27 protein-coding genes are annotated in these 24,834 nt (G+C 70.9%); 14 read left to right on the top strand and 13 right to left on the bottom strand.

Annotated features, from left to right (window positions below):
- Positions 1-99 precede the first annotated feature (99 nt).
- Entirely contained in the window at positions 100-738 is a 639-nt protein-coding gene (locus J5X75_RS23930; RefSeq protein WP_208469736.1) for an HD domain-containing protein, read from the bottom strand.
- A 29-nt stretch (positions 739-767) separates the two neighbouring features.
- On the opposite strand from J5X75_RS23930, the gene J5X75_RS23935 reads away from it, so the two are divergent.
- Entirely contained in the window at positions 768-1,886 is a 1,119-nt protein-coding gene (locus J5X75_RS23935) for an FUSC family protein (RefSeq protein WP_208469737.1), read from the top strand.
- 13 nt (positions 1,887-1,899) lie between these two features.
- Positions 1,900-3,294 (top strand): PrsW family intramembrane metalloprotease, encoded by a 1,395-nt coding sequence (locus J5X75_RS23940; RefSeq protein ID WP_208469738.1) that lies wholly within the window; start codon positions 1,900-1,902, stop codon positions 3,292-3,294.
- Here J5X75_RS23940 and J5X75_RS23945 read toward each other — a convergent pair.
- On the bottom strand, positions 3,285-3,581 hold the full coding sequence (locus tag J5X75_RS23945) for a GroES family chaperonin (protein ID WP_183222745.1): 297 nt from the start codon (positions 3,579-3,581) through the stop codon (positions 3,285-3,287). The genes J5X75_RS23940 and J5X75_RS23945 overlap by 10 nt on opposite strands.
- Before the next feature lie 156 nt (positions 3,582-3,737).
- On the opposite strand from J5X75_RS23945, the gene J5X75_RS23950 reads away from it, so the two are divergent.
- Positions 3,738-4,994: an AI-2E family transporter gene (locus J5X75_RS23950; protein ID WP_208469739.1), complete on the top strand. Its 1,257-nt coding sequence runs from the start codon at positions 3,738-3,740 to the stop codon at positions 4,992-4,994.
- Between the two features lie 48 nt (positions 4,995-5,042).
- Here J5X75_RS23950 and J5X75_RS23955 read toward each other — a convergent pair whose 3' ends face one another.
- The 5 genes from J5X75_RS23955 to J5X75_RS23970 all read right to left on the bottom strand — a co-directional run bounded on the left by J5X75_RS23955 (position 5,043) and on the right by J5X75_RS23970 (position 8,425).
- Positions 5,043-5,381 (bottom strand): DUF1416 domain-containing protein, encoded by a 339-nt coding sequence (locus J5X75_RS23955; protein WP_208469740.1) that lies wholly within the window; start codon positions 5,379-5,381, stop codon positions 5,043-5,045.
- A gap of 5 nt (positions 5,382-5,386) precedes the next feature.
- Positions 5,387-6,235: a sulfurtransferase gene (locus tag J5X75_RS23960; RefSeq protein ID WP_208469741.1), complete on the bottom strand. Its 849-nt coding sequence runs from the start codon at positions 6,233-6,235 to the stop codon at positions 5,387-5,389.
- A gap of 178 nt (positions 6,236-6,413) precedes the next feature.
- Entirely contained in the window at positions 6,414-6,491 is a 78-nt protein-coding gene (locus J5X75_RS46415; RefSeq protein ID WP_311733677.1) for an Ms5788A family Cys-rich leader peptide, read from the bottom strand.
- Positions 6,492-6,562: 71 nt separating this feature from the next.
- Positions 6,563-7,354, bottom strand: a complete 792-nt coding sequence (locus J5X75_RS23965) for an LmeA family phospholipid-binding protein (protein WP_307798228.1) — start codon at positions 7,352-7,354, stop codon at positions 6,563-6,565.
- 69 nt (positions 7,355-7,423) lie between these two features.
- Positions 7,424-8,425 (bottom strand): hypothetical protein, encoded by a 1,002-nt coding sequence (locus J5X75_RS23970; RefSeq protein ID WP_307798229.1) that lies wholly within the window; start codon positions 8,423-8,425, stop codon positions 7,424-7,426.
- Positions 8,426-8,700: 275 nt separating this feature from the next.
- Here J5X75_RS23970 and J5X75_RS23975 point away from each other — a divergent pair, with 275 nt between their 5' ends.
- The 6 genes from J5X75_RS23975 to pstB all read left to right on the top strand — a co-directional run bounded on the left by J5X75_RS23975 (position 8,701) and on the right by pstB (position 14,641).
- Entirely contained in the window at positions 8,701-9,417 is a 717-nt protein-coding gene (locus tag J5X75_RS23975; protein WP_106315799.1) for a winged helix-turn-helix transcriptional regulator, read from the top strand.
- A 15-nt stretch (positions 9,418-9,432) separates the two neighbouring features.
- Positions 9,433-10,314 carry a mycothiol synthase gene (mshD, locus tag J5X75_RS23980; protein WP_208469742.1) on the top strand — a complete coding sequence of 294 codons (882 nt, stop codon included), beginning with the start codon at positions 9,433-9,435 and terminating at the stop codon, positions 10,312-10,314.
- Positions 10,315-10,551: 237 nt separating this feature from the next.
- Positions 10,552-11,640: a phosphate ABC transporter substrate-binding protein PstS gene (gene pstS / locus J5X75_RS23985; RefSeq protein WP_208469743.1), complete on the top strand. Its 1,089-nt coding sequence runs from the start codon at positions 10,552-10,554 to the stop codon at positions 11,638-11,640.
- A 54-nt stretch (positions 11,641-11,694) separates the two neighbouring features.
- Positions 11,695-12,765: a phosphate ABC transporter permease subunit PstC gene (gene pstC, locus J5X75_RS23990; RefSeq protein WP_208469744.1), complete on the top strand. Its 1,071-nt coding sequence runs from the start codon at positions 11,695-11,697 to the stop codon at positions 12,763-12,765.
- Between the two features lie 32 nt (positions 12,766-12,797).
- Positions 12,798-13,847 (top strand): phosphate ABC transporter permease PstA, encoded by a 1,050-nt coding sequence (gene pstA / locus J5X75_RS23995; RefSeq protein WP_372450942.1) that lies wholly within the window; start codon positions 12,798-12,800, stop codon positions 13,845-13,847.
- A gap of 17 nt (positions 13,848-13,864) precedes the next feature.
- A complete protein-coding gene (gene pstB / locus J5X75_RS24000; RefSeq protein ID WP_208469746.1) occupies positions 13,865-14,641 on the top strand; it encodes a phosphate ABC transporter ATP-binding protein PstB in 777 nt (258 codons plus the stop codon).
- Between the two features lie 390 nt (positions 14,642-15,031).
- On the opposite strand, the gene J5X75_RS24005 is transcribed toward pstB, so the two are convergent.
- Complete coding sequence (locus J5X75_RS24005; RefSeq protein WP_208469887.1) at positions 15,032-15,808, bottom strand: NUDIX hydrolase; 777 nt, start codon at positions 15,806-15,808, stop codon at positions 15,032-15,034.
- Between the two features lie 59 nt (positions 15,809-15,867).
- Between J5X75_RS24005 and J5X75_RS24010 the strand changes: the two genes are divergently transcribed.
- Positions 15,868-16,857 carry a Gfo/Idh/MocA family protein gene (locus tag J5X75_RS24010; RefSeq protein ID WP_208469747.1) on the top strand — a complete coding sequence of 330 codons (990 nt, stop codon included), beginning with the start codon at positions 15,868-15,870 and terminating at the stop codon, positions 16,855-16,857.
- Here the strand turns inward: J5X75_RS24010 and J5X75_RS24015 are convergent.
- The 3 genes from J5X75_RS24015 to J5X75_RS24025 form a co-directional block, all read right to left on the bottom strand.
- Positions 16,847-17,857: an inorganic phosphate transporter gene (locus J5X75_RS24015; protein WP_208469748.1), complete on the bottom strand. Its 1,011-nt coding sequence runs from the start codon at positions 17,855-17,857 to the stop codon at positions 16,847-16,849. The genes J5X75_RS24010 and J5X75_RS24015 overlap by 11 nt on opposite strands.
- 3 nt (positions 17,858-17,860) lie before the next feature.
- Entirely contained in the window at positions 17,861-18,487 is a 627-nt protein-coding gene (locus J5X75_RS24020; protein WP_208469749.1) for a DUF47 domain-containing protein, read from the bottom strand.
- An 84-nt stretch (positions 18,488-18,571) separates the two neighbouring features.
- On the bottom strand, positions 18,572-19,519 hold the full coding sequence (locus tag J5X75_RS24025) for a PI-PLC domain-containing protein (protein ID WP_208469750.1): 948 nt from the start codon (positions 19,517-19,519) through the stop codon (positions 18,572-18,574).
- A 99-nt stretch (positions 19,520-19,618) separates the two neighbouring features.
- Here J5X75_RS24025 and sigJ point away from each other — a divergent pair, with 99 nt between their 5' ends.
- Entirely contained in the window at positions 19,619-20,491 is an 873-nt protein-coding gene (gene sigJ, locus J5X75_RS24030) for an RNA polymerase sigma factor SigJ (protein WP_208469751.1), read from the top strand.
- Here the strand turns inward: sigJ and J5X75_RS24035 are convergent.
- Positions 20,468-20,977 (bottom strand): DUF402 domain-containing protein, encoded by a 510-nt coding sequence (locus J5X75_RS24035; RefSeq protein WP_208469752.1) that lies wholly within the window; start codon positions 20,975-20,977, stop codon positions 20,468-20,470. The two genes, sigJ and J5X75_RS24035, sit on opposite strands and share 24 nt — an antisense overlap.
- Before the next feature lie 155 nt (positions 20,978-21,132).
- Here J5X75_RS24035 and J5X75_RS24040 point away from each other — a divergent pair, with 155 nt between their 5' ends.
- From J5X75_RS24040 to J5X75_RS24050, 3 genes are all read left to right on the top strand, one after another.
- A complete protein-coding gene (locus tag J5X75_RS24040) occupies positions 21,133-23,028 on the top strand; it encodes an ATP-dependent DNA helicase (RefSeq protein ID WP_238489100.1) in 1,896 nt (631 codons plus the stop codon).
- Between the two features lie 69 nt (positions 23,029-23,097).
- Positions 23,098-23,508 carry an NUDIX hydrolase gene (locus tag J5X75_RS24045; protein ID WP_307798230.1) on the top strand — a complete coding sequence of 137 codons (411 nt, stop codon included), beginning with the start codon at positions 23,098-23,100 and terminating at the stop codon, positions 23,506-23,508.
- Positions 23,509-23,533: 25 nt separating this feature from the next.
- Positions 23,534-24,454 carry a hypothetical protein gene (locus J5X75_RS24050; protein ID WP_238489041.1) on the top strand — a complete coding sequence of 307 codons (921 nt, stop codon included), beginning with the start codon at positions 23,534-23,536 and terminating at the stop codon, positions 24,452-24,454.
- Here J5X75_RS24050 and J5X75_RS24055 read toward each other — a convergent pair.
- Entirely contained in the window at positions 24,448-24,822 is a 375-nt protein-coding gene (locus J5X75_RS24055) for a DsrE family protein (protein WP_208469754.1), read from the bottom strand. The genes J5X75_RS24050 and J5X75_RS24055 overlap by 7 nt on opposite strands.
- Positions 24,823-24,834 lie beyond the last annotated feature (12 nt).

The following is a 24,834-nucleotide window of genomic DNA, read 5'->3' on the forward strand; positions in this document are numbered from 1 at the left end:
GTGGGGTGGGGGGGGGCCCCCACCCCCCCCCCGGTGCGCGCGCGTTTGGGGGCCCCCCCCCCCCCGACGGGCGAAATGCGTTGTGGTCGGGCTTAACCCCTACGCCAGTTCCTCCAGCTCAGCCCGAAGGTTGGCGCGGGCCCGGTCTTCCCAGCGGTCGCGGATCTCGGCGTGGCGGTAGATGGACGGCAGGTTCAGGAGCTCGGTGAGGACCCGTGAGCGGCCGCCGCGGAAGGCGTCGTCGGGGACGTGGGCGTACTCGCGGCGGATCGCGCTGGTGTAGCGGACGTACCGGTCGGCGTCGGCGGCCAGGATCGACAGGTCGGCGTCGCAGAGCAGTTCGCCGTCCGGATCGTTCTCCCCGGTCGCGTGCCCGGCGGTCAGGCTCACCAGGCGGGCCACCTCGGCGGCCACCTCGGCCGGGGCGCCCAGGCTGGTCAGCAGACCCTCGGCGAACTCGGCGCTGTCCCGCTCGTTGGCGTCGCCCAGGGCACGCGGGTCGTACACCGCGTCGTGCAGCCAGGCGGCCAGGCGTACCCGGTCGGGGTGGGGCGCCAGGTGGGCGAAGCGGTCGACCACCTCGAGCACCGCGGCGAGATGGGTCACGTCGTGATAGTGGCGCTGCGGCTCGGTCCAGCGGCCGAGCAGGTAGTTCGCGGCGGCGTCCAGGTCCGTGTCGCTCGCGGTGGCGCCGGCGCCGCGGGCCGCGGACCGGAAAGCTTCGGGCAGAGAGGTCACTCAGGCATCCTGACACGTAGGTTGTTGTCATGATCGGCAAGAAGCGGGTCCCGGTGTTTCTGGCCCGGGGCCGGGCCGGGCTGATGCTCGCGATGCAGGCCGGTCTCGCCGCCGGCCTGGCCTGGTATGTGGCACACGACCTGTTCGGCCGCCCGATGCCGTTCTTCGCGCCGATCGCCGCGGTGATCGCGCTCGGCTCGTCGGTGGGCCAGCGTCTGCGGCGGACCGCGGAGCTGGTCATCGGGGTGGCGGTCGGCATCGGCCTGGGCGACGGCATCATCCTGCTGATCGGCAACGGCCCGGTGCAGATCGGGCTGATCGTGCTGCTCGCCGTGCTGCTCGCGACCGCGGCCGGCGGCGGCGCCGCGCTGATCGTGCAGTCCGCCTCCTCGGCGGTGCTGGTCGCCACCCTCACCTCCGGCACCGGACAGCCCTGGACCCGCTTCCTGGACGCTCTGGTCGGCGGTGGGGTGGCCCTCGTGGTGATGACCGTGCTGCTGCCGCTGAACCCGCTGACCGTGGTGCGCCGGGCCGCCGATCCGGCGCTGCGTGCTTTCACCGACGGCCTGCACGACGCGGCACGCGGGCTGGCCGCCGCCGATCCGGACGTGCTCCAGGCGGCCCTGGAGCGGCTGCGGGCGGCCGAGGACACCTTCGCGGCGTTCCAGTCCGCGATCGAGGCGGCCGGGGAGAACGTGGCGTTCGCGCCGGCCCGGTGGCGGGCCCGCGGCGCCCTGACCCAGTACGTCGAGGGCGCCCCCCAGCTCACCTACTCGCTGCGCAACGTCCGGGTGCTGCTGCGCCGGGCGCACACCGCGCTCAACGACCACGAGCCGGTCCCGGCGGTTCTGCCGGTGTCGGTCCGGCACCTGGGTGACGCCGTGGAGCTGCTCCGGCAGGAGTGGGCCCGGGGTGTGGAGCCGGTCGCGGCCCGGGAGCGGGCGCTGCGGGCGGTCACCGAGTCGGGCCGCGCCTACCAGGAGGGGGTCGGCTACTCCGGGGGCGTGGTGGTGGCGCAGACCCGGACCGCGGTGGCCGACCTGCTGCGGGCCACCGGCGTCGAGTACGCGGAGGCGACCCGTCAGGTGCGGGCCGCCGTCGGCTGGCGGGGGCGGCCCCACGGAGCACGCCGTCGTACCGGTCGATGACTAGGCTTGCGGCATGGCCGACGATCCCGCCCCCGAGACGACCGAGGCTGTCCCTCCCTATCCCGAGGTGACCGAGGCCGCGAAGGCGCCGGTCCCCGGGCGCACCGCCGGGTGGCGGCGCTGGCTGCCGGTCGCCCTGGTGATCGCGCTGATCGCCGGCGCGGCCGTCTTCATGCTGGTCTTCCTCGGCTACAACATCGGCATCACCGGCCTGGCCGTCGGCCTGACCGCGGCGATCCTCCCGGTTCCGCTGCTGGCCAGCAGTTTCGTCTGGCTGGACAGATACGAGCCGGAACCCGCGAAGTACCTGGTCTACTGCTTCGCCTGGGGCGCCGCCGTGGCGACCGCGGTGGCGCTCGGGGTGAACAGCGGCGCCGCCTGGCTCTTCGACCGGGTGGGCCTGCCGGACGCGCTGGTCGCGGTGCTGGTGGCCCCGCTCATCGAGGAGTCGATGAAGGTGCTGGGCCCGCTGCTGCTGTTCTGGCGCCGCCGCGGCGAGTGGTCCGGCATCACCGACGGCATCGTCTACTGCGGCCTCTCCGCGCTCGGCTTCGCCATGGTGGAGAACGTGCTCTACCTGGGCGGGCACGGCTACGCGGCGGGCGCCGACGAGTACGGTCCGGCCACCGGCCTGCAGAACGTGTTCCTGATCTTCATCGTGCGGATCCTGTTCACCGGCTTCGCCCACCCGCTGTTCACCTCGATGGCCGGGATCGGGCTGGGGATCGCCGCCCGCTCCGGCGACCGGACCGTCCGGCGGCTCGCCCCGGTCGCCGGCCTGCTGCTCGCGATGATCCTGCACGGCATCTTCAACCTGCTGCCGACACTGGCCGGCGCCACCGGCGAGACCATGATCATGCTGTACGGCTACCTCGGCTTCATGGTGCCGTTCTTCTTCCTGGTGGTCGGGTTCGCGATCGCGCTGCGCAGCTGGGAGGGCCGCCTCGCCGAGCGGGTGCTGTACGAGTACGCCGCCGCCGGCTGGTTCGCCCCGTCCGAGGTGGCCGCCCTCGGCACGCTCGGCCGCCGGCACGCCGCCCGGGAGTGGGCGTCCCGGGTCGCCGGCCCGCTGGGGCGCCGCGCGATGCGGGACTTCCAGTTCGCGGCGACCCGGCTGGCGCTGCTGCGGGACGGGTTGCGGCGGGGGCTCCCGCGGACTCCGTACGAGCTGCACCACGCAGGCGAGGAGGAGCGGGAGTTGTTGACGGCGATCAGCGGGTACCGTGCGGTCTTCGCCGGGCGGGACCCACAGACGCCGCCGTCCTGGTGGGACGGGCGGTATTACCGGATCGCCTTCCCGGACGGGGTGGTGCGGACGGTGGCGCCGCCGCCGGAGCCGGTCATGCCGGTGCCGGTGCGGCTGGGCTACTACATGGGCCCGCCTCCGCCGCTTCCGCCTCAGAGGTAGAGGCCGGTGCCGTCCGGCTCGACCCGGGTGGCCGCGACCGCGTGCACGTCCCGCTCGCGCAGCAGCACGTAGCCCTTGCCGTGCAGCTCCACCTCGGAGCGGTCGTCCGGGTCGAAGAGGACGCGGTCGCCCACCACGATCGACCGGACGTTGGGCCCGACGCCGACCGCGGTCGCCCAGGACAGGCGCCGTCCCATCGAGGCGGTGGCCGGGATGACGATGCCGGCGGTGGACCGCCGCTCGCCCTCCCCACCGTCCTGACGGACGAGGACGCGGTCGTGCAGCATCCGGATCGGCAATCCGGTCTCGGTACGGGCGGTGTCGGCACTCACGATTGCAGACGGTACGCCGCCACCAATTCCCGTCGTCGCGGGGTAAGGCGATACGGACGCCTGCGTACTAGCGTGATTACCGCGCATTCGAGATTCGAGGGGGTATGGCGGTTGAACCGCTTCCGACGGGTCCGGGACAACCTGAGGAAGGCCTACGACTCCGGCCGTGACTCGGTGCGGCAGGGCCGGCCCGACCGTGCCGAGGAGGAGGCCGACCGGTACGAGGAGTTCATCGCACCACCTCCCGCGCCGGAGCTCACGCATCATTCGACGGCCAGCCGGGACGACGCGGACGTGCCGCAGCCGTTGCGGATCGCGGCGGCCTGGAGCTGGCGCCTGATCGTGGTGGGCGTGATCGGCTGGGCGCTGCTCAAGCTGATCGGCATGGTCAGCATCGTGATGATTCCGCTGGCCATCGCGCTGCTGCTGTCGGCGTTGTTCGGCCCGGCGGTGGGCTGGCTGCTGCGGTTGCGCCTGCCCCGGTCGCTCGCCACGTTCCTGGTGATGGTCACCGGGATCGCCGCGGTCGTCGGCACCCTGACGCTGGTGGTGAACCAGTTCATCGCCGGGGTGCCGAAACTGACCGAGAACGCGAGCGCCGGTGTCCGGCAGATCCAGCAGTGGGCGCGGACCGGGCCGCTGCATCTCTCCGACGCCCAGGTGGATCAGGGCATCGACGCCGGCCAGGAGTGGATCAACGCGAACACCACGTCGCTGACCTCCACCGGCATCGCCACCGTGGCGACCATCGCGGAGCTGGTCACCGGCCTGCTGCTGGTCCTCTTCGCGACGTTCTTCTTCCTGCGGGACGGCCGGTCGATCTGGCGGTTCATCGTCCGGCTCTTCCCGGTGAACGCGCGCTGGTCGCTGGCCGACGCGGGCGACGCCTCCTGGGCCACCCTGGGAGCGTACGTGCGGGCCACCGTGCTGGTCGCCTTCATCGACGCGGTCGGCATCGGCCTGGCGCTGGTGGTGCTGGAGGTGGAGTTCGCCTTCCCGCTGGCCGCGCTGGTCTTCCTGGGCGCGTTCATCCCGATCGTCGGCGCCAGCGTGTCCGGTGTCGTCGCGGTCCTGGTGGCGCTGGTCGACGAGGGCTGGGTGGTCGCTCTGATCACGCTGGCCGCGGTGATCCTGGTCCAGCAGATCGAGGGGCACGTGCTCCAGCCGCTGATCATGGGCCGGGCGGTGTCGGTGCACCCGCTCGCGGTGATCATCGGAATCGCCTGCGGTGTGGTGCTGGCCGGGATCATCGGGGCGCTGGTGGCGGTGCCGCTGATCGCGGTGCTCAACACCGGCATCCGGCGGCTGTCCCGGCGGCGTCCGGAGATCCCACCGCACGCCGAGGTGGTCACCACCGGAGTGGCATGAGAGAAGGGCGGGACCCCGAGGGGTCCCGCCCTTTCAACAGAGCGTGGGTCAGGCGGTGGCCACGTTCAGAGCGATCTCGTTGACGCCGAGCACGGCGTCGACCGCCAGCTCGCCGTTGCCGTGCCGGCTGAGGGCCTTCACGGTCCAGGAGCCGGGCGCGGCGAAGAACCGGAACACGCCCTCGGGCGAGGAGACCACCTCGGCGGTGAACTCGCCGGAGGAGTCGAGCAGCCGCACGTACGCGCCGCCGACGGCCTCGCTGTCGGCGTTGCGGACGATGCCGGTGATCACCGTCTCCTTGGCCAGGTCCACGCTGCTGGGGAGGGGCGCGGACTGGTCGGGGGCGGCGCAACCGGCTGCGGTGTTCGCGGTGGTGGGAACGGTCATGATGATCAGGCCTTTCCGGGCTCGTCGCCGAGGGCGATCGGCACACCGATGAGGGAGCCGTACTCGGTCCAGGAGCCGTCGTAGTTCTTCACGTTCTCGTGACCGAGCAACTCCTTGAGCACGAACCAGGTGTGCGAGGAGCGCTCGCCGATGCGGCAGTACGCGATGGTGTCCTTGCCGCCGTCCAGACCGGCCTCACCGTAGATCTTGGCGAGTTCCTCGTCGGACTTGAAGGTGCCGTCCTCGTTCGCGGCCTTGCTCCACGGCACGCTGATCGCGGTCGGGATGTGGCCGGCCCGCTGGGACTGCTCCTGCGGCAGGTGCGCCGGGGCGAGCAGGCGGCCCGCGAACTCGTCGGGGCTGCGCACGTCGACCAGGTTCTTCACGCCGATGGCCTGGACCACCTCGTCACGGAACGCGCGGATCTCCAGGTTCGGCGCCTTGGCGACGTAGCTGGTCTTCGCGCGGACCGGAACGTCCTTGGTGTAGACGCGGGCGTCCAGCTCCCACTTCTTGCGGCCGCCGTCGAGCAGCTTGACCGCCTCGTGGCCGTACAGCTTGAAGTACCAGTACGCGTACGCCGCGAACCAGTTGTTGTTGCCGCCGTACAGGATCACGGTGTCGTCGTTGGAGATGCCGCGCTCGGAGAGCAGAGCGGCGAACTGCTCCTGGTTGACGAAGTCGCGCCGGACCGGGTCCTGGAGGTCCTTCTTCCAGTCGATCTTGATAGCGCCGGGGATGTGGCCGCCGTCGTAGGCGGTGGTGTCCTCGTCGACCTCGACGAAGACGAGACCCGGGGTCTCCAGGTTCTCCTCGGCCCAGTCGGCCGAGACGAGTGCGGTGTCGCGACTCATCGGTTCACTCCCTGATGGTGGGTGATGGGTGAGTCAGCGCACGGAAGTGTCCTGTTCAGTCGCACTCCGCGCGGACCCATGGGTGGTTGGGATCACGGGCTGCTTGTGCGACGGCGCCACTGCCGGGCTAGAAAAGCCCTGGGCTATCAGAAAAGGTGCTCAGCACCGGGTGGCCCCGTCAGTGGACGGGGCGACACAGGCACGCGGCCACGCGGCACAGGTCGACCGCGCGCCTTTTCGTGAGCAACAGGCTCATGGGAAACGACCCTACCAGCGGGCTCAGCCAGCGGAACAGCACCGACCACCATCCGGGAAGGCGCGACCCGGTCAGGCGCCCGCCCCGGTGAGCGCCACGTCGCTGGCGCCGAACGTGACCCGCAGGCCCTCGGGCAGCGGGGTCAGCTCCTGGACCTGGAGGTTCATCGGCAGTTCCGGGACGTCGACGGTGAACGTCATCTGCTTCACGTACGAATCGATCTGGCCCTGGACGAACGGGTTGGGCGCCACGTCCTTGGCCGTCACGTCGGAGAAACGCACCTGAACCTTGCCCTTCACGACGCTCAGGTCGGCGGCGCCGGCCAGTGCGACGGTCTGCAGGCCGGAGATCTTCAACTCGGCCGTGCCGACCACCTTGCCGTCCTTCTCGGCCAGGGTCAGGCCCGGCTGGCCGGTCGCCTCGGCGATCAGGTCGTAGTCGATGGTGCCGGTGCCGGTGACCGATTTCGCCGTCACGTCACCGGTGCCGTCGCGCAGGGCGCTGAGCGGCGCGCTGACGTCGGCGGCCCGGATGTCCAGCGCGTCCATCCGCACCGTGACGTCGGTGTCGGTCGGGGCCGAGAAGTCCGGCAGCGTGATCCGGATCTCCTGGTACCGGCCGGCCAGGACCTGGGTCAGGAACGGGACGCCGGCGATCTCCACCTCCGGGGTGCCGCTGGTGGCGCCCCGGTCGGCGACCTGCTGGGACACCTTCTCGGCGAGAACGCCCTCGGCGTACGACGAGCCGATCCGGTCGATCACCACCACCCCGAGGAACAGGAGCAGCAGCAGCGTCAGGACGACGACCGTCAGGGCGCGCCCACGACGACGGCGGGGACGTCCTGGTACGTGCACCTCGGTCACTGTTCCTCCCGGCTCATCCACCCTGGGGAACGTACATGCCCGGGTCGAGGGTTCACCGAAACAGGTGTGTCAGGTGAGGTAGAGATGGACCAGTGAGTACGCCGCGAACGCGGTGAGCGCGAACCCGCCGAGCGGCCCCTGCATGTGCCGTGCCAGCCAGAAGGTGGGCGCCTCCCCGGCCAGCCGGCGCCCCGCCTCGCCGAAGTTGACGGCCAGGTCGATCAGGTGGGCGGCCACCGCGGCGACCAGGCCCAGCACCGCGCCCTTGGCCGGGGTGAACGGGAGCACCAGGTAACTGCCGAGCAGGGAGGCGGCCAGGGTGCCGAGCATCGCGCCGAGCACGATGCCGGTCGCGCCGCGCGGCACCTGGAGCGCGATCCGCGGTTTCGGGAAGACCGCGTCGGCCAGCCGGGCGGTCAGCAGCGCCACCCCGGCGCCGGTGCAGCAGACCAGGATGGCCTGGGCGCCGAGCGGCTCACGGACCAGCAGAATCATGATCGAGTACGCCGTCGCGCCGCTGACGATGATCAGTGTGGTCCGCCACGAGTCCTTCGCCCGTTGCCGGTCCCCGGCCCGGATCAGCTGCGCCACCAGCGTCACCACGAAACCGCCGAGCGTCACCCAGACCAGCGGGAGCAGCGCGTCACCGCCGGTGACCGCCAGGTAGTCGGCGGCCAGCGCGGTCACCGCGACGATCGCGGCGGTGGCGCCCGCCGCCGGCGGGTGCAGGGCCATGGTCCAGGCGAGCAGGCCGAGCAACTGCACCCCGAAGAGCACGATCGCGTACGACACGCGCGAACCCGGGCCGGTCGCGTGCGCCCCGATGATCAGCGCGACGGCGAGCAGCGCGGCGAAGCCACCGATCGCGGCCGACAGCCTCGGCCGAACCGGGGCTATCGGGATCTCGTCGAACTCGTCGTCCTCGTGATCGGTGGAGTCGGGACGGTCGTCCTTCTCCTCTTCGGGGACAGCGCCGTAGAACCCGGCCTTGGGGCGGCCTGGATTCATCCGGGCGACCTGCTGGGAGGCTTCGGCGTCCCACGGGTCGTCGTTCGGCATGGAGGGAAACACGACTGCGATCGTGCCAGACCCGGGTCCGCGGACCCAATCGCCGGGCGTGGCATTCCTCGGGTAAAAAGCCGGTTAAGGATCGGCCGTTCGGCCACCTTCGACGCGTTCTCTACATCACTTGCGAGTTCGACCCGGGTGTTCAGCCTGATGTTTCGGTTAAGGTAACCGCAACCCACCCGTCGGTGACGCCGGGCCCCAAACTCCGGTGGCGAAGCCTCGCGTGCTGCGCAGACCGGGTCACCCGAGCGGCCTGTGCCGCGAGGACGGAGGTGAGTGTGGAGATCCTTCTGCTGGTCACGGCACGTGCCGGCGAGCCTTCTGCCGTACTGCCCGCTCTGGACCTTCTGCCCCACTCGGTTCGTACCGCTCCGCGCGACGTGCGGACCCTGGTGTCCGGGCCGAGCCCCGACGCCGTCCTGGTGGACGCCCGCTCCGAGCTCTCGGAGGCGCGCGCCACCTGCCGGATGCTGCACGCCACCGGTATCGGCGTCCCGCTGATCGCGGTCGTCACCGAGGCCGGGCTGATCGCGCTGAACGCGGACTGGGGCGTCGACGACGTCATCCTCGCCAGCGCCGGACCGGCCGAGGTCGAGGCGCGGCTGCGCCTGTCGGTCGGCCGTCTCAACAACGCGACCGCCGGCGCCGGCGGCTCGATCCGGGCCGGTGAGCTCAACATCGACCCGGACACCTACGCCGCGAAGCTCAAGGGCCGGCCGCTCGACCTCACCTACAAGGAGTTCGAGCTACTCAAGTTCCTCGCCCAGCACCCGGGCCGGGTCTTCACCCGCGACCAGCTGCTGCGCGAGGTGTGGGGGTACGACTACTTCGGCGGCACCCGCACGGTCGACGTCCACGTCCGGCGCCTGCGTGCCAAGCTCGGCTCGGAGTACGAGTCGATGATCGGCACCGTCCGCCAGGTGGGCTACAAGTTCGTGGTCCCACCGTCGGGCCGCCAGCTGCCGGACAACGAGCCCGTCTCGCTCCCGGTCTGATCTAGAGTTTCCGCCATGACGTCGCGACAGCCGGTCCGTGCCACGGGTCGGCTGTCGTCGTCCGAGGTGGACGACGTGCTGGCCCTGGCCGCGGCCGCCGGGTATCTGGACGGCGTCTACCCACTCTCCGAGGACGTCGTGCTGCGGGTCCGCGGCGGCGTCTCCGATCAGGGGCGGCACCTGCTGGCCTACGCCGGTGACCGGCTGGCCGGCTACGCCTTCGTGGAGGACTCCTCCGGCGAGCTGATCGTCCATCCCCAGTTCCGCCGGTCCGGCGTGGGCACCGAGCTGCTGGCCGCCGCCGGTTCGGGGCCGCTGCGGTTCTGGGCGCACGGTGACGATCCCGGCGCGGCCGCCTTCGCCGCGCGGAACGGTTTCGAGCGCGCCCGGGTGCTGTGGCAGATGCGCCGCTCCCTGCTCGAGCCGCTGCCGGACATCCCGCTGCCCGAGGGCGTGACCGTCCGGGCCTTCCGTCCCGGCGCCGACGAGCAGGCCTGGCTCGAGGTGAACGCGAAGGCGTTCGCCCACCATCCGGAGCAGGGCCGCTGGACCCTCCCGGATCTGCTGACCCGGGAGGACGAGCCCTGGTTCGACCCGGAGGGCTTCCTGCTCGCGGTGGACGTCGCCGACACGGTGGTCGGTTTCCACTGGACCAAGGTGCATCCGGCCTCCGGTGACGAGCCGGCGATCGGGGAGATCTACGTGCTCGGTGTCGACCCGTCCGGGCACCGGCGCGGGCTGGGCGCCGCGTTGAGCGTGGCGGGTCTGCGGCATCTCGCCGGGGCCGGTCTGACGGTCTCCAGCCTCTATGTCGACGAGTCGAACACGGCCGCCGTGAAGCTGTACCGGCGTCTCGGGTTCGAGGTCTACAAGACCGACGTCAACTACCGCCGGTAACGGCACGGACAAGCGGTTGTCTCGCCGAGGTCACGGCTGACCGTATATACCCGACATTTCGGGTAGCAGGAGCGCAGTTCACTTAACGGACAACTGCCTCTAGGGGGATGGCTACCTTCTGGGACTTACGTGTTCACTCCCAGTTCATTTACGGCCGGGAATCCGGTCACCTGGCCTTCTTAGCTTTTCGGGTGTGAGCCGGTGAGAGACCGGCTGCATAACCCCGAAGGGACTACCGTGAAGCTCCAGCGGTCCGGTTTCGTGGCCGGCATTGCTTTGACTGCGGCGATCGCGCTCACCGGGTGCGGGTCCGACAACGAGTCCGCCGGCGGCACCTCGTCAGCGGCGCCGGGCGACTGCGTCGGCGGCAGCCTGACGGCGCAGGGCTCCACCGCTCAGAAGAACGCCATGGACGACTGGATCAAGGCGTACCAGACCACGTGCGCCGACTCCAAGGTGGACTACCAGGGCACCGGCTCCGGCGCGGGCATCGAGGCCTTCATCGCCGGCACCGCCGACTTCGCCGGGTCCGACTCGGCCCTCAAGGAGGAGGAGCAGCCGCAGGCCGACGCCAAGTGCGCCGGTGGCAAGGCGCTCAACCTCCCGATGGTGATCGGCCCGATCGCGGTCGTCTACAACGTCGAGGGCGTCGACGGCCTCCAGCTGTCCTCCGCCACCATCGCGAAGATCTTCGGCGGCAAGATCACCAAGTGGAACGACGCGGCGATCGCGGCGGAGAACACCGGCGCCAAGCTGCCGGACGCCAAGATCGAGACGGTGCACCGGGCGGACGAGTCGGGCACCACCGACAACTTCACCAAATACCTGAGCAAGACCGCCGAGGCGGACTGGACCTACGGCAACGCCAAGGCGTGGAAGGCCCCGGGCGGCACCGGCGTCTCCAAGTCGGACGGCATCGCCACCAAGGTCAAGGGCACCCCGAACACCATCTCGTACGTCGAGCTGTCGTTCGCCGAGAACAGCGGCCTCCAGACCGCGAAGATCAAGAACGGCGCCGGCGAGTACGTCGAACTGTCCGGTGAGAGCGCCGGCAAGACCTTCGAGAACGCCGAGATCAAGGGCACCGACGGCGACCTGGCCCTCAGCCTCGACTACGCCACCACCACCCCCGGCGCGTACCCGATCGTGCTGGTGACCTACGAGATCGCGTGCAGCAAGGGCAGCGCGAAGGCCAAGGAGGTCCAGGCCTTCCTGAAGTACACCTCCAGCAGCGAGGGCCAGAAGGCGCTCGCGGACCTGGGTTACGCCCCGCTGCCGGAGACCCTCCGCACCAAGGTCGCGGACTCGGTCGCCAAGATCTCCTGACCCATCCGTCGATCTTCCTCCCGGCGGCCCTCCTAGACGACAGCGAGCGCGCAGATGGGTGACTACCCTTCCCGCTCGGTGAACGCCACCGCCGGCGACCTGGGCGTGACCCCGCGTCACGCTCAAGGCGCCGGCTACGGCAATTCCCCGAGCAACTACAACGAGCCCCCGCTCGGTGGCGGTGGCGCACTGCCCAAGAAGACCCGCTTCTCGATAGAGACGGGTTTCCGTGGCCTGTCCACGGCCGCCGGTGCGATGGTGCTGGTCATCATCGTCGCCATCGCCGTCTTCCTGATCTCCAAGGCGGTGCCGGCCCTCCAGGCCAACAACGCGAGCTTCCTGACCGAGCTCACGTGGTTCCCGAACGACACGGAACCGGTCTTCGGTATCGCCGCGCTCGCCTTCGGCACCGTCCTCAGCTCGATCATCGCGCTGATCGTCGCGGTGCCGATCGCACTGAGCATCGCGCTCTTCCTGTCGCACTACGCGCCGCGGCGCCTGGCGACCCCGTTGGGCTTCGTGATCGACCTGCTCGCGGCGGTGCCCAGTGTCGTCTTCGGTCTCTGGGGCCGGGACGTGTTCCAGGAGCCGGTCCGCGACTTCTCGATCTGGCTCAACGAGTACTTCGGCTGGATCCCGCTCTTCGGCGGCGAGGGCCCGTTCGGCCAGTCCATCATGCTCGGCGGCCTGGTGCTGGCGATCATGGTGCTGCCGATCGTCACCTCGCTCTCCCGCGAGGTGTTCCAGCAGACCCCGGGCATGAACGAGGAGGCCGCCCTGGCCCTCGGCGCCACCCGCTGGGAGATGATCCGGACCGCGGTCCTGCCGTACGGCAAGCCCGGTGTGATCGCCGCCGTGATGCTCGGCCTCGGCCGCGCGCTCGGCGAGACCATCGCCCTGGCGCTGACCCTCAGCATCGCCTTCAAAATCAACGTCAACCTGATCGAGAACGGCGGCAACTCGATCGCCGCCAACATCGCGAACGCCTTCGGTGAGGCCAACGAGACCGGCCGCGGCGCCCTGATCGCCTCCGGTCTGGTGCTCTTCGTCATCACGCTGGTGGTCAACATGACGGCGCGCGCGATCATCTACCGCCGTCGCGAGTTCCGGGACAGTGCCGCATGAGCATTTTGGAACGTCAGGTGCCGGGCGTCGTCATGACCCCGGACAACATCCGCAGCCGCAAGCTCCCGGTCGTCACCAACGTGCTCGTCGCGGTCGCCGCCTTCGCGGTCGCCGCGGTGGTCGTGCTCGGCACCGGGATCGGCAACTGGGTGCTGGCCGTCGTGGTCGGCGCCGTCCTCTACCTGGTCGGCCTGTACTTCGCCGCCGGCCGGGTGGAAGGCAGGCGGGCCGCCAAGAACCGCACCATGCAGGCGCTCATCTACTCCGCGTGCGTCCTGGCCATCCTGCCGCTCGCCTCGGTGGTGTGGACGCTGGTCTCCAAAGGCATCGAGCGCCTCGACGCGAACTTCTTCAGCACCTCGATGAACAACATCGGCGCCCGGGACCCGCTGGGCGGCGCCTACCACGCCATCATCGGCACCCTGGAGCAGGTCGGCATCGCCACCCTGATGGCGGTGCCGCTCGGCGTGCTCGGCGCCATCTACCTGGTCGAGTACGGCCGCGGAAAGTTCGCCGGCACGGTCCGCTTCTTCGTCGACGTGATGACCGGCATCCCGTCGATCGTGGCCGGCCTGTTCATCCTGTCGTTCTGGGTGCTGATCGTCAGCCCGTGGTTCAACGACGGGCAGCCGCGGTTCTCCGGCTTCGCCGCCTCACTGGCGCTGGCCGTGCTGATGCTGCCGACGATCGTCCGCTCCACCGAGGAGATGCTGCGCCTGGTGCCCGGGCCGCTCCGCGAGGGCTCGTACGCCCTCGGCGTCCCCCAGTGGAAGACGATCCTCAAGGTCGTCCTGCCGACCGCCCTGCCCGGCATCGTCACCGGCGTCATGCTCGCCGTCGCCCGCGCGGCCGGCGAGACCGCCCCGGTGCTGCTGGTCGCCGGCGGCGCGGCGGCGATCAACTTCGACCCGTTCGGCGGGAACCAGCAGTCCCTCTCGCTCTTCGTCTACCAGCAGGCCGGAGACGCCTCCCGATACGCGCCGGCCCGCGCCTGGACCGCCGCGCTGACCCTGGTGGCGCTGGTCCTGATCCTGACCATCGCCGCCAAGTTGCTCGCCCGACGCAACAAACTGTCCCGGTAAAGAAGGTGTACCCCGCCATGGCAAAGCGCATCGAGGCGAGCAACGTCTCCTCCTACTACGGTTCGTTCAAGGCCATCGACAGCGTCTCGATGACGGTCGAGCCGAAGACGATCACCGCTCTGATCGGCCCGTCCGGGTGCGGCAAGTCCACGTTCCTGCGGTCCATCAACCGCATGCACGAGGTGCTGCCGGGCGCCCGCATCGAGGGCCGCCTCACCATCGACGACCAGAACATCTACGACCCGGACGTGGACGTCACCGCCGTCCGGCGCATGATCGGCATGGTCTTCCAGCGGCCCAACCCGTTCCCGACCATGTCGATCTACGAGAACGCGGTCGCCGGCCTCAAACTCAACGGCGTCAAGAAGAAGTCGCTGCTGGACGAGGCGGCCGAGAAGTCGCTGCGCTCGGCGAACCTGTGGGACGAGGTCAAAGACCGTCTCGACCGGCCCGGCGCGGGTCTCTCCGGCGGCCAGCAGCAGCGTCTCTGCATCGCCCGCACCATCGCGGTCGAGCCGCAGGTCGTGCTGATGGACGAGCCGTGCTCCGCGCTCGACCCGATCTCGACGCTGGCGATCGAGGACCTGATGTTCAAGCTGAAGGACCGCTTCACGATCATCATCGTCACGCACAACATGCAGCAGGCCGCCCGGGTCAGCGACAAGACCGGCTTCTTCTCGATCGACAAGACCGGCGACCCGGGCCGCCTGATCGAGTACGACGACACCCAGAAGATCTTCAGCAACCCGTCCCAGAGGAAGACCGAGGACTACATCACGGGCCGCTTCGGCTAGATGTGTTTGATGGCTCCGCTTCGCTCCGCGGCAAAGCTGTGCCTGATGGCTCCGCTTCGCTCCGCGGCAAAACGCCTTGTAACCGGTGTCGAGGCAGGTGATTTCCCGCCGCCAGCACACCCCGCTGGCGTCGGGAAATCACTTGCCTCGACACCGGCGGCGTTTTGCGGGGGGCGTTGAGTGCGCCGCCGGTGGGGTTGGAGGGGTGTCACGTGGGAAGGGTGGCTGGAGTAGCGATCTGCGCCCGGCGGGCGCGGCACAGGCTGGATTCGGCAGGTGCTCGCGCGGAGCGGGCGGGACGGCCAGGATTTTGTGCTTGGCTGCCCTCCGCGTACAAAAGGCGGTTCTGTGGGGTTGATCCGGGCCGAATCGGGTTGAACTGAGCCGGGATCAGGACGGGATGTGGAGGGTGACCTGGCCGTCGGGGGTGACCTCGATGCGGGGGTTGAGCGGGGTCGCGGCGTCGCGGTGGGCGGAGGCGGCGACGACGTCCGGGATGGTCTTGCAGGCGGCCAGCTGGTCGAGGGTGCGCCGGGTGGGCGGCAGCATCGGCAGGCCGGCGGTGTCCTCGATGGTGATCCAGGCGGTGCGGTCGGCCTCGCCGGAGACGTCGCGGGCGGTCTGCGACTCCGGGAGCAGCGCCACGAAGAACCAGGTGTCGAACCGTTTGGGCTCGAAGTCCGGGGTGATCCAACGGGCCCAGGGCAGCAGCAGGTCGTCGCGCAGGCGCATGCCGCGCCCGGCGAGCAGCTCGGTCATGGTGAGCTCGCGGCGCTGGACGGCGGCGCGGTCGGTCTCCCAGTCGACGCCGTCGGTGGCGGCGGCCGTGTGATCCGGTTCGGCGAGCGGGCCGGCCAGCAGGATGCCGGTCTCCTCGAAGAGTTCCCGGGCGGCGGCGCCGACCACCGCGTGCGCCTCCTCGGTGGGCACGCCGAGACGCGCGGGCCAGTCGGCGCGGATGGTGTCGGGACGGTCCGAGGGGTCCACGGTCCCGCCCGGGAAGGCGTAGAGGCCGCCGAAGACCATGGTGGAGGCCCGGCGGAGGACGTAGACCTGGAAGGTGTCGGCGTGCGGCCGGAGCAGGACCACCGTGGCCGCCGGGCGGGCCGGGACCGGTGGGCCGGTGAACTCACGTGCGCGCTGTGACATGGCGGGCGGAAGCGGCATCGAGTCGGTCACCGGTCGATCCTGCCACCACGGGTGGTCCGGGCGATACGGTATCGATCATGACTGGACAGAAGGTGCGCTGGGGGATCCTCGGACCCGGCGGGATCGCCGCCACGTTCGCGGCCGACCTGCCTCTCGTGGCGGGCGCCGAACTGGCCGCGGTCGGCTCGCGGAACCTCGCGGGCGCCGAGGCGTTCGCCGAGCGGTTCGGGTTCGCCCGGGCGCACGGCTCGTACGCGGACCTGGCCGCCGACGACGGCGTCGACGTGATCTACGTGGCCACGCCGCACGCCTTCCACCTGGACGCCGCGATGCTCTGCGTGGAGGCCGGCAAGGCGGTGCTCGTGGAGAAGCCGATCACCGTGGATCTGGCCTCCGCCACGTCGCTGATCGAGGCGGCCCGGGCCCGTGGGGTGTTCCTCATGGAGGCCATGTGGATGCGCTGCAACCCGGCGATCCGCAAGATCGCCGAGTTGATCGCCGGCGGCGCGATCGGTGACGTCAGCGCCATCCACGCCGACTTCGGGCTCCAGGGCCCGTTCGAGGCCACGCACCGGCTGCGTGATCCCCGGCTGGGCGGCGGCGCGCTGCTCGACCTGGGCGTCTACCCGATCCATCTGGCGCATCTGATCCTGGGTGCGCCGGCTTCGGCGCACGCCTGGTCGCATCTGACCCCGGAGCGGGTGGACGAGAACACCGGCGTCCTGCTGGGCTACGAGGCCGGCGCCGTGGCCGCGCTGACGTGCAGCATCAACGGCGCCAGCCGGAACGCGGCCTCGATCACCGGGACCGCCGGGCGGATCGACCTGCCGGTCGGCTTCTTCGTGCCGCGCTCGTTCGTGCTGAACCGGCCGGACCGCGCCCCGGAGACGTTCGAGTTCCCCTTCGAGGGCAGCGGCTACCAGTTCGAGGCGGCCGAGGTGCAGCGCTGCCTGCTCGCCGGTGAGCTGGAGAGCCCGCTGGTCTCGCAGGCCACCACGCTCGAGGTGATGGCCCTGCTGGACGCGCTGCGCGACCAGATCGGTGTGGCCTACCGGTTCACGGACTGAACAGCGGCCGGACCACGAAGTAGATCACGCAGGCGATGAACGCGGCGGCGGGGAACGTCGTGATCCACGCGATCACGATGTTGCCCGCCACGTTCCAGCGGACCGCGCTGAGCCGCTTCGTCGCGCCCACGCCCATGATCGCCGAGGTGATGGTGTGCGTGGTCGAGATCGGCGCGCCCAGCACCAGGGCGTTGAAGTAGAGCACCGAGCTGGCCACGGTCTCGGCCGCGAACCCCTCGGACGGGCCCAGGTCGATGATCTTGCGGCCCAGGGTGCGGATGATCCGCCAGCCGCCGGAGTAGGTGCCGGCCGCCAGCACGGTCGCGGACGTCCAGTACACCCACTCGGGGATGTGCGTGGGGTCGTCCTGGATGCCGCCGGTGTAGAGGGCCAGCACCACGATGCCCATCGTCTTAGCGGCGTCCTGCACGCCGTGCCCGACGGACATCGCCGCCGCCGACACCGTCTGCGCCCACCGGAAGCCGCGGTTCAGCCGGCCCGGGTGGCCGCGCCGGAAGATCCACATGATCGCGACCATCATCGCGAAGCCGAGCATCAGCCCGACCACCGGCGACACCACCATCGGGATGAGCACCTTGTTGACGATGTTGTCCCACTGGACCTCGCCGGCCGTGGCGAAGAGGGTGGCGCCGACCAGGCCGCCGAAGAGCGCGTGCGACGAGCTGGACGGCAACCCGAAATACCAGGTGATCAGGTTCCAGGCGATGGCGCCGAGCACGCCGGCGAACACGACGCCGAGGCTGGCGATCCCGGTCGGCAGGTCGACCAGGCCGTCACCGACCGTCTTGGCCACCTCGGTGCCCAGGTGGGCGCCGATGAAGTTGCCGACCGCGGCCATCGCCAGCGCGACCCGCGGGGTCAGCGCCCGGGTGCTCACGCTGGTGGCGATGGCGTTCGCGGCGTCGTGGAAGCCGTTCGTGTAGTCGAACGCCATCGCGGCCACGATCACCGCCACGACCGCTATGAATTCGGGATCCAAGGTCTAGGACTCCTTGACCGCGATGGTCTCGACCGTGTTGGCCACGTGCTCGAAGGCGTCGCAGGCCGCCTCCAGCTCGTCGACGACCTCCTTCATCTTCAAGACGGTCAGGGCGTCGTACTCCCCGGAGAAGAGCCGGACCAACAGCATCCGGTAGGCGCGGTCGCCGTCGTTCTCCAGACGGTTGATCTCGATCCAGTAGTCCTCGAGGCCCTTCATCGAGCGCAGCCGGGGCATCGCCTCGGCGGTGATCTTCGCCTGCTGGTCCAGCACGGTGACCAGCTCGTGCATCTCCCGCGGAAGCGACGGCAGGTCGGTCAGCCCGTACAGGTACAGCAGGTTGCCGGCCGCCTCCAGGTGGTCCATCACGTCGTCCAGCTGGGAGCCGAGCGAGTAGATGTCCTCCCGGTCGAACGGCGTGATGAAGGTGGAGTTGATCTTCTTGTACAGCTCGTGGGTGATCGAGTCGCTGTCGTGCTCCACGTCGCTCAGCCGGTCGGCGACCGACTGGACGTCCACTCCGGGCAGTGCGAGCTCGTTGAGCAGTTCGGTTCCCTTCACCAGGTTGGACGCGGCCTTGGTGAAGAGTTCGTAGAAGGCGCCCTCGACGGGACGGAATGAGAACTTCACGGCGCGGACCTCGATCGACGGTCTTGTGGATGGATCTCCGGAGGCATGCTATCGGTCCACGCGGGTTCACCCTTCGCGACGGGCTTAAACCTGTTCGTGATGTACGACCGCGCGGGGTGCGTTCGGGCGCGGGACGGTTCGGCGTACCGCCCGGGTCGGAAGATGCGGCCGCGGTGTTCCGCTGACCGGGTTCCGCCGCAGGTGCCGGGCCAGTCCGGTCAGGTCGCCGTCGGCGATCACGTCCACACCGGCCGCTCCCAGCTCGCTCCACACCGCCGCGCGGGCCTTGCGGGAGCCGTCCGGCAGCCCGGAGATCCGGACCGTACGCCCGTCGTCGTGCGCGGCCCGGACCAGCGCGTGCAACTGGTGCCGTTCCTCGGCGGTGATCGGATCCTGGCCGTCCCACCCGAACCGCCAGCTCCAGCACTCGCTCACCATCGGCACCAGATCCGGCGGGGCGGAGCGGGAACCCAGGTCGTCGAAGGTGCCGTCGGCGAACGCGTACCGCTCGGGCTGGGCGGCGAGCAGGTCACGCACGTCGACCACGCCGGTCACCGTGACGGTCACCGCGCCCGCGGTCAGCACCCCGTCGCGGCTGCGGCTGAGCAGGTCGGCGTGGTCGCGCAGCTGCCGGTCCAGCATCCGGTAGGCGCGCAGCAGCGCCTGCGGGTCCCGGTTCTGCCCGCCGAACTCGACCACCAGCCGGAACGGCGTCTGCTGGTTCGGCCAGAGCCGGCCGTTGGCGGCGATCGCCCGGTTGAAGAGCGGGCCCAGCACCAGGCGGCGCAGGGTGCGGCCGGGCTGTGGGGCGCCGGGCCCGAGGAAGAGCTCGCCGCGGGGGCCGGGGAAGACCCGTACGGTCATCCCGCCCAGTCCGAGCTTGAGCACCGCGGGCAGCGGGTCGGCGAGGGCCGGCCCGGTCAGCGCGTGCCCGGAGGTCAACCAGGAGCGGCGGGAACGGCGGAGTACCGCGACCGAGACCGCGCCACCGGCTCCGGCGAGACCGGCCAGGCCGCCGGCGAGAGTCGCCATGTCCTGCAACACGCACCATCCGATTCGTACTTTATGGGTGTTTCATACTGTGGCACAGTCGACTGCCCGGAACCGGCAATCTCCCGCAGAATTTCCTTCATGCCGTCGCCGACCGTGACCGAGTTCGAGACCCACCGCCCCTACCTGATGGCCGTCGCCTACCGGATGCTCGGCAACCGGGCCGAGGCCGAGGACGCGGTCCAGGAGGCCTGGCTGCGCTACGCGCAACAGCCCGAAGGCGAGATCCGGGACGCCCGGGGCTGGCTCACCACGGTCACCGGCCGGATCTGCCTGGACCAGCTCAACTCCGCCCGGGTACGCCGTACCGCGTACCCCGGCGAGTGGCTGCCCGCCTTCGTGATCGAACCGGACGCCGGCCCCGCCGACCGGGCCGAGATCGCCGACCAGGTCAGCCTCGCGCTGCTCGTGGTGCTGGAACGGCTCACCCCGGAGCAGCGGGTCGCGTTCGTCCTGCACGACGCGTTCGGTGTGCCGTTCGGCGAGGTGGCCGCGGTGCTCGACGGCACACCGGCGGCGGCCCGCCAGCACGCCTCCCGGGCCCGCCGGGCGGTCTCCGGCGGTGGTGTCCGGCACACCGCCGGGCCGGCCGAACAGCGCCGGGTGCTCGACGCCTTCCTCGCCGCGGCACAGAACGGCGATCTTCGTACCCTTGCCGCGGTGCTCGCCCCGGACGTGGTCGCGATCAGCGACGGCGGCGGGGTGGTCCGGTCCGCGCTCCGGCCCATCCTCGGCGCGGAGAAGGTGGCCCGGTTCTATCTCGGGCTGGCCCGGAAATTCGCCGCCGTCCGGGACGTCACGATGGAACCGGTGCTGGTCGGCGGCGGGGCCGCGATGCTGATCCGGGGCGAAGGGCTCCGGGTGGCGCTCGGCGTCGCCGTCGACGACGGGCGGATCACCGGGATCTTCAGCCAGCAGAACCCGGAGAAGCTAGTCCTCGGTGACTTCGAGTAGGTGCTTGCGGTAGTGCGAGGCGAACGGCTCGGTGCCGTCGCCGAGCACCCCGAGCAGGTAGTGGGACGCGGAGTAGGCGTGCTCCACGAGCTCCTCCGGGTACCCGAACGCGACCCGGTGCTCGGCGAACTCGTCCTCGTCGCGCAACTCGACCAGGCCGGTCTCGCGGCGGCGGACCGCGTCCAGATCCAGATCGATGATGTGCACCGTGTCACCCTCCCAGCGGGCCGGGGTGGTGATGTCGCAGTAGACCTCGCTGGTCCGCGGGGGTGGGTTGAACATCCCGGTCCACCAGGCGTGATGCGGGATCAACAGGACGAACGGGATCTGCTCCACCGAGGGGCGGCCGTGGTATACCGACGCTGTGCCGCGCGTCACGCCGACCCAGATGCCCAGGTCGTCCTCGGCGAGGCGGCGGGCCGGGTAGTCACGATGAGCCGAACCGTCGTACTTCGTGTAGATGACCCGGACCATCTCGCTCGGCATGGCTTGCACCCTAGCGGTGACCCGGATATGTCGGTGGTGGCGGGTACGGTTCCACCGTGCCCGCAGCCGCCAAGAAGAAGACCACCGCCGGACAGCTCCTCGCCGCCGCCGTCGGCGCGGTTCCCGGAGGAGCCACCCGCCCAGGTCAGCAGGCCATGGTCGAGGCCATCGAGAAGTCGATCAAGGACCGTGAGCACCTGCTCGTCCAGGCCGGCACGGGCACCGGCAAAAGCCTCGGCTATCTGACCCCGGCCCTGCTCGTCGACGGCCCGGTGGTGGTCTCCACGGCCACCCTGGCGCTGCAGAACCAGCTGGTCGAACACGACCTGCCCCGGCTCGCCGAGGCGGTCCAGCCGGTGCTCGGGCGCAAACCCACGTTCGCCGTGCTCAAAGGCCGCCACCACTACCTCTGCGTGGCCAAGCTCGAGCACGCCGACGAGGAGGGGCCCACCGACACCCTGTTCGACGCCGCCCCCGCGCCCAAGGCCGGCCAGTGGCTCGGCGAGGCGGGCCGGCTCGGCAAGCAGATCCAGCGGGTCCGCGCCTGGTCCGAGAAGACACAGACCGGCGACCGCGACGAGCTCGACCCCGGCGTCGACGACACGGCCTGGCGGCAGGTGTCCATGCCGGCACGCGACTGCGTCGGGGCCGGCCGGTGCCCGTACGGGGCGGAGTGCTTCGCCGAGGCCTCCCGCACCCGGGCCCGCGAAGCCGACATCGTCGTCACCAACCACAGCCTCCTCGCCGTCGACATGCTCGCCGGCCGGCAGATCGTGCCGCCGCACAAGCTGCTCGTCGTCGACGAGGCGCACGAGCTCGCCGACCGGGTCTCCTCCGCCGCCCAGGCCGAGCTCACCCCGGAGGCCCTCGAGCGGGCCGGCCGCCGCGCCCGCACCCTGATCCCGCAAGCCGCCGCCGAACAGTTGGCCGAGGCCGCCGACGCGCTCACCGTGGGCCTGGCCGACGTGCCCGCCGGCCGGCTCACCGACGGCCTTCCGGAGGCGCTGCGGCGCGCCGTCACGACCCTGGAGCTGGCCACCCGGTCCGGGCTGTCGGCGATCGGCGAGATCAAGGCCGACGACGCCGACCCGGTCGGCAAACAGCAGGCCAAGGCGGTCCTCGACGAGCTGTCCGGCACCGCTCAGCGGCTGCTCGAGGAGAATGCGTACGACGTCGCCTGGGTGGAGAAGTCCGACATGGGCCACGGCCGCCGTGCGCTCGTGGTGGCGCCGCTGTCGGTCGCCGGCACCCTCTCCGAGAGCCTCTACAAGGACCGCACCGTGGTGGTCACGTCGGCCACCCTCACCCTGGGCGGCCGGTTCGACACGGTGGCCCGCTCGCTCGGGCTGCCCGCGGCCGCCGACGGCGCCTCCTCCGGAGACGGGTGGACCTCCCTCGACGTCGGGTCACCCTTCGACTATCCCAAACAGGGCATTCTGTACGTTGCAGCGCACCTGCCCAGGCCCGCGGCGTCCGGCCTGCCCGACGCGGCAGCGGCCGAGCTGCTCCGGCTGGTCGAGGCGCTCGGCGGGCGCACTCTCGGGCTCTTCTCCTCCCGCAAGGCCGCCACCCAGGCCGCCGAGCTGCTGCGCGCCAAGACCGACCTGCCGATCCTGTTGCAGGGCGAGGAGACGCTGCCGATCCTGGTCCGCAAGTTCAAGGAGGACCGGGCCAGCTGCCTCTTCGGGGTGATGTCGCTGTGGCAGGGCGTCGACGTGCCGGGCGACGCCTGTCAGCTCGTCGTCATCGACCGCCTGCCCTTCCCGCGCCCCGACGAGCCGCTGGCCGCCGCCCGCTCGGCCGCCGTGGACGCCTCCGGCGGCTCCGGCTTCTCCGCCGTCAGCGTCCCGATCGCGGCGGTCCGCCTGGCCCAGGGGGTCGGCCGTCTGATCCGCTCCACCGGCGACAAGGGCGTGGTCGCGGTCCTCGACTCCCGCCTGGAGACGGCCCGCGGCTACGGCTCCTTCCTCCGCAAGTCCCTGCCCCCGTTCTGGTACACGACCCGTCCCGACGTCGCCGAGGGCGCCCTCCGCCGCCTGGCCCAGACCTGACGGACTGTCCGGCCGGGAGCCGGCCGGGGAAGATGGGCCGCACTGATGGTCTGAAATGGAGGGACGCTGGTGCTTCTCATCGCCTGCACGTTCGTGGTGGATCGGGACGGGGCTCTGCTCCTGCAGTTGCGTGATGACAAGGCGCCCTACTTTCCGAACGTGTGGGGGCTTCCCGGCGGGGCGATCGAAGCGGGGGAGACGCCGGAGCAGGGCGCGGCCCGGGAGTTGTGGGAGGAGACCCGGCTGCGTGTCGACGGGCGGTTGCGGCTCTTCGCCCGGCAGGAGCTGCCCGAGCAGGAGCGCGTCAAGAACTACTTCTACGGGGCCACCTCCGCGCGGCAGGAGGACGTGGTGCTCGGCGAGGGAGCGGCCATGGTTTTCGTGCCGCCGGCCGAGGTGCTCGACCGGCCGTTCACCCCGGGCAGCGCTGAGATGATCGAGCGGTTCCTTCGGTCCCCGGAGTATGCGTCCCTCACCTAGGGTTCCGCCGGGCGCACGTGTCACCATGACTGCCGTGACAGGGGCGGTGCGGCGTCGATGGATGATCGGTGGGGTCACCGCCTGGGCTGTGCTGCTGCTGGGCGGCGGGTTGTGGTCGGTGCGTTCCGATCCGCCCACGGTGCCGGAGCAGCGGGACGCCGGACAGGCGCTGCCGGTGCTGCGGGAGGCCGCCGGGGCGGTCGTCTCGGCAGCTCAGGGCGGTGAGTGGGCACTGCGGCTCGGGGCGTTGCGGGTCGAGGAGTGCGCGCTCACCCCGGCGTGGGACGGGGCCGAGATCAGCCGTGAGGTGACCGTCTACGTGCCGGAGGGGGAGGCCCGGGCGGCGCTCGACGGCATCGCGGCCGGGCTTCCGGCCGGATACCGGGCCGGGATGACGGTGACCCGGGGCGCCACCCGGTTGTCGTTGTTCGCGGATGCCGGAGAGTTCGTCGGGGTCACGGCCGAGGCGTCGTCCGCCGACCAGGTGCTGCGAATCCTGATCTCCAGTGGGTGCCGGCCGGGTGTGGAGCGGCTCGACCGGGCCGACCCGGCTTCCGGACCGGCCCCGGAGCTGCTGACCGAGACGCTGGCGGCCCTCGGCAAACCGAGTCCGGCCGATGGCAACCCGAGCCCGGCCGATGGCAACCCGAGCCCGGCCGATGGTGGCCCGAGCCCGGCCGACGGCGGTCCGAGCACGGCCGACGGCGGCCCGAGCACGGGCGAGACCCGGGCCGTCGCCTGTCCGGACGGGGGGACCGCGGCGACGTTCGTGGCGGACGGCGGAGCGGCCCAGCCGGACAGCGAGCCGCTCGGCATGCCCGAGGGGACGCTGCCGGTGTGGGTGGAGCCGGGCGCATGGGCGTACCGGATCGGGTCTGAATCGGTCGTGGTGACCACCGAGGGTGGGCGGTGGCAGGTGAGCTTGACCACCGGCTGCCGTCAGTAGACGAGGGCCTGCGCGCCCTCCGACATGATCTCCTCGACGAAGACCGCCGCCCCGGCGATGCGGATGCCGGGGATGACGTCGCCGGGGCCGATCCCGCGACGGGCCGCGCACTGCGTGCAGAGCGTGACCCGGGCCTCCGCCAGCAGGACGTCGAGCAGGTCGGGCAGGGGTGCGGCGTGCGGCAGGTCGAACTCGGCGGCCCGGCCGGGCAGGGCGAACCACGCGGACTCCCCGGTGAGCCACAGGGAGACGCCGATGCCGGCGGTCACCGCCGTGCTCGCCACGTTGAAGGCCTGCGAGCAGCGTTCCGGCGCATCGGCGCCGGCGGTGGCCTTGACGACCAGCAAACGTGCCATACCGGCCAGCATAAGATGGGCCGG

This window comes from Actinoplanes flavus (assembly GCF_017592555.1).
Classification (GTDB): Bacteria; Actinomycetota; Actinomycetes; order Mycobacteriales; family Micromonosporaceae; genus Actinoplanes; species Actinoplanes flavus.

What these genes read in the sequence shown, in the direction of transcription:
- pstC (WP_208469744.1), top strand. Translation starts at nt 11,695, where the DNA reads ATGGGTGACTACCCTTCCCGCTCGGTGAACGCCACCGCCGGCGACCTG.
- J5X75_RS24040 (WP_238489100.1), top strand. Translation starts at nt 21,133, where the DNA reads ATGGTCGAGGCCATCGAGAAGTCGATCAAGGACCGTGAGCACCTGCTC.
- J5X75_RS24035 (WP_208469752.1), bottom strand. Translation starts at nt 20,977, where the DNA reads ATGCCGAGCGAGATGGTCCGGGTCATCTACACGAAGTACGACGGTTCG.
- J5X75_RS23935 (WP_208469737.1), top strand. Translation starts at nt 768, where the DNA reads ATGATCGGCAAGAAGCGGGTCCCGGTGTTTCTGGCCCGGGGCCGGGCC.
- J5X75_RS24050 (WP_238489041.1), top strand. Translation starts at nt 23,534, where the DNA reads ATGACTGCCGTGACAGGGGCGGTGCGGCGTCGATGGATGATCGGTGGG.
- J5X75_RS24055 (WP_208469754.1), bottom strand. Translation starts at nt 24,822, where the DNA reads ATGCTGGCCGGTATGGCACGTTTGCTGGTCGTCAAGGCCACCGCCGGC.
- mshD (WP_208469742.1), top strand. Translation starts at nt 9,433, where the DNA reads ATGACGTCGCGACAGCCGGTCCGTGCCACGGGTCGGCTGTCGTCGTCC.
- J5X75_RS24005 (WP_208469887.1), bottom strand. Translation starts at nt 15,808, where the DNA reads ATGCCGCTTCCGCCCGCCATGTCACAGCGCGCACGTGAGTTCACCGGC.
- sigJ (WP_208469751.1), top strand. Translation starts at nt 19,619, where the DNA reads ATGCCGTCGCCGACCGTGACCGAGTTCGAGACCCACCGCCCCTACCTG.
- J5X75_RS23955 (WP_208469740.1), bottom strand. Translation starts at nt 5,381, where the DNA reads ATGACCGTTCCCACCACCGCGAACACCGCAGCCGGTTGCGCCGCCCCC.
- J5X75_RS23945 (WP_183222745.1), bottom strand. Translation starts at nt 3,581, where the DNA reads ATGCTGCACGACCGCGTCCTCGTCCGTCAGGACGGTGGGGAGGGCGAG.
- pstB (WP_208469746.1), top strand. Translation starts at nt 13,865, where the DNA reads ATGGCAAAGCGCATCGAGGCGAGCAACGTCTCCTCCTACTACGGTTCG.
- J5X75_RS23960 (WP_208469741.1), bottom strand. Translation starts at nt 6,235, where the DNA reads ATGAGTCGCGACACCGCACTCGTCTCGGCCGACTGGGCCGAGGAGAAC.
- J5X75_RS24025 (WP_208469750.1), bottom strand. Translation starts at nt 19,519, where the DNA reads ATGGCGACTCTCGCCGGCGGCCTGGCCGGTCTCGCCGGAGCCGGTGGC.
- J5X75_RS24010 (WP_208469747.1), top strand. Translation starts at nt 15,868, where the DNA reads ATGACTGGACAGAAGGTGCGCTGGGGGATCCTCGGACCCGGCGGGATC.
- J5X75_RS23940 (WP_208469738.1), top strand. Translation starts at nt 1,900, where the DNA reads ATGGCCGACGATCCCGCCCCCGAGACGACCGAGGCTGTCCCTCCCTAT.
- J5X75_RS46415 (WP_311733677.1), bottom strand. Translation starts at nt 6,491, where the DNA reads ATGAGCCTGTTGCTCACGAAAAGGCGCGCGGTCGACCTGTGCCGCGTG.
- pstA (WP_372450942.1), top strand. Translation starts at nt 12,798, where the DNA reads ATGACCCCGGACAACATCCGCAGCCGCAAGCTCCCGGTCGTCACCAAC.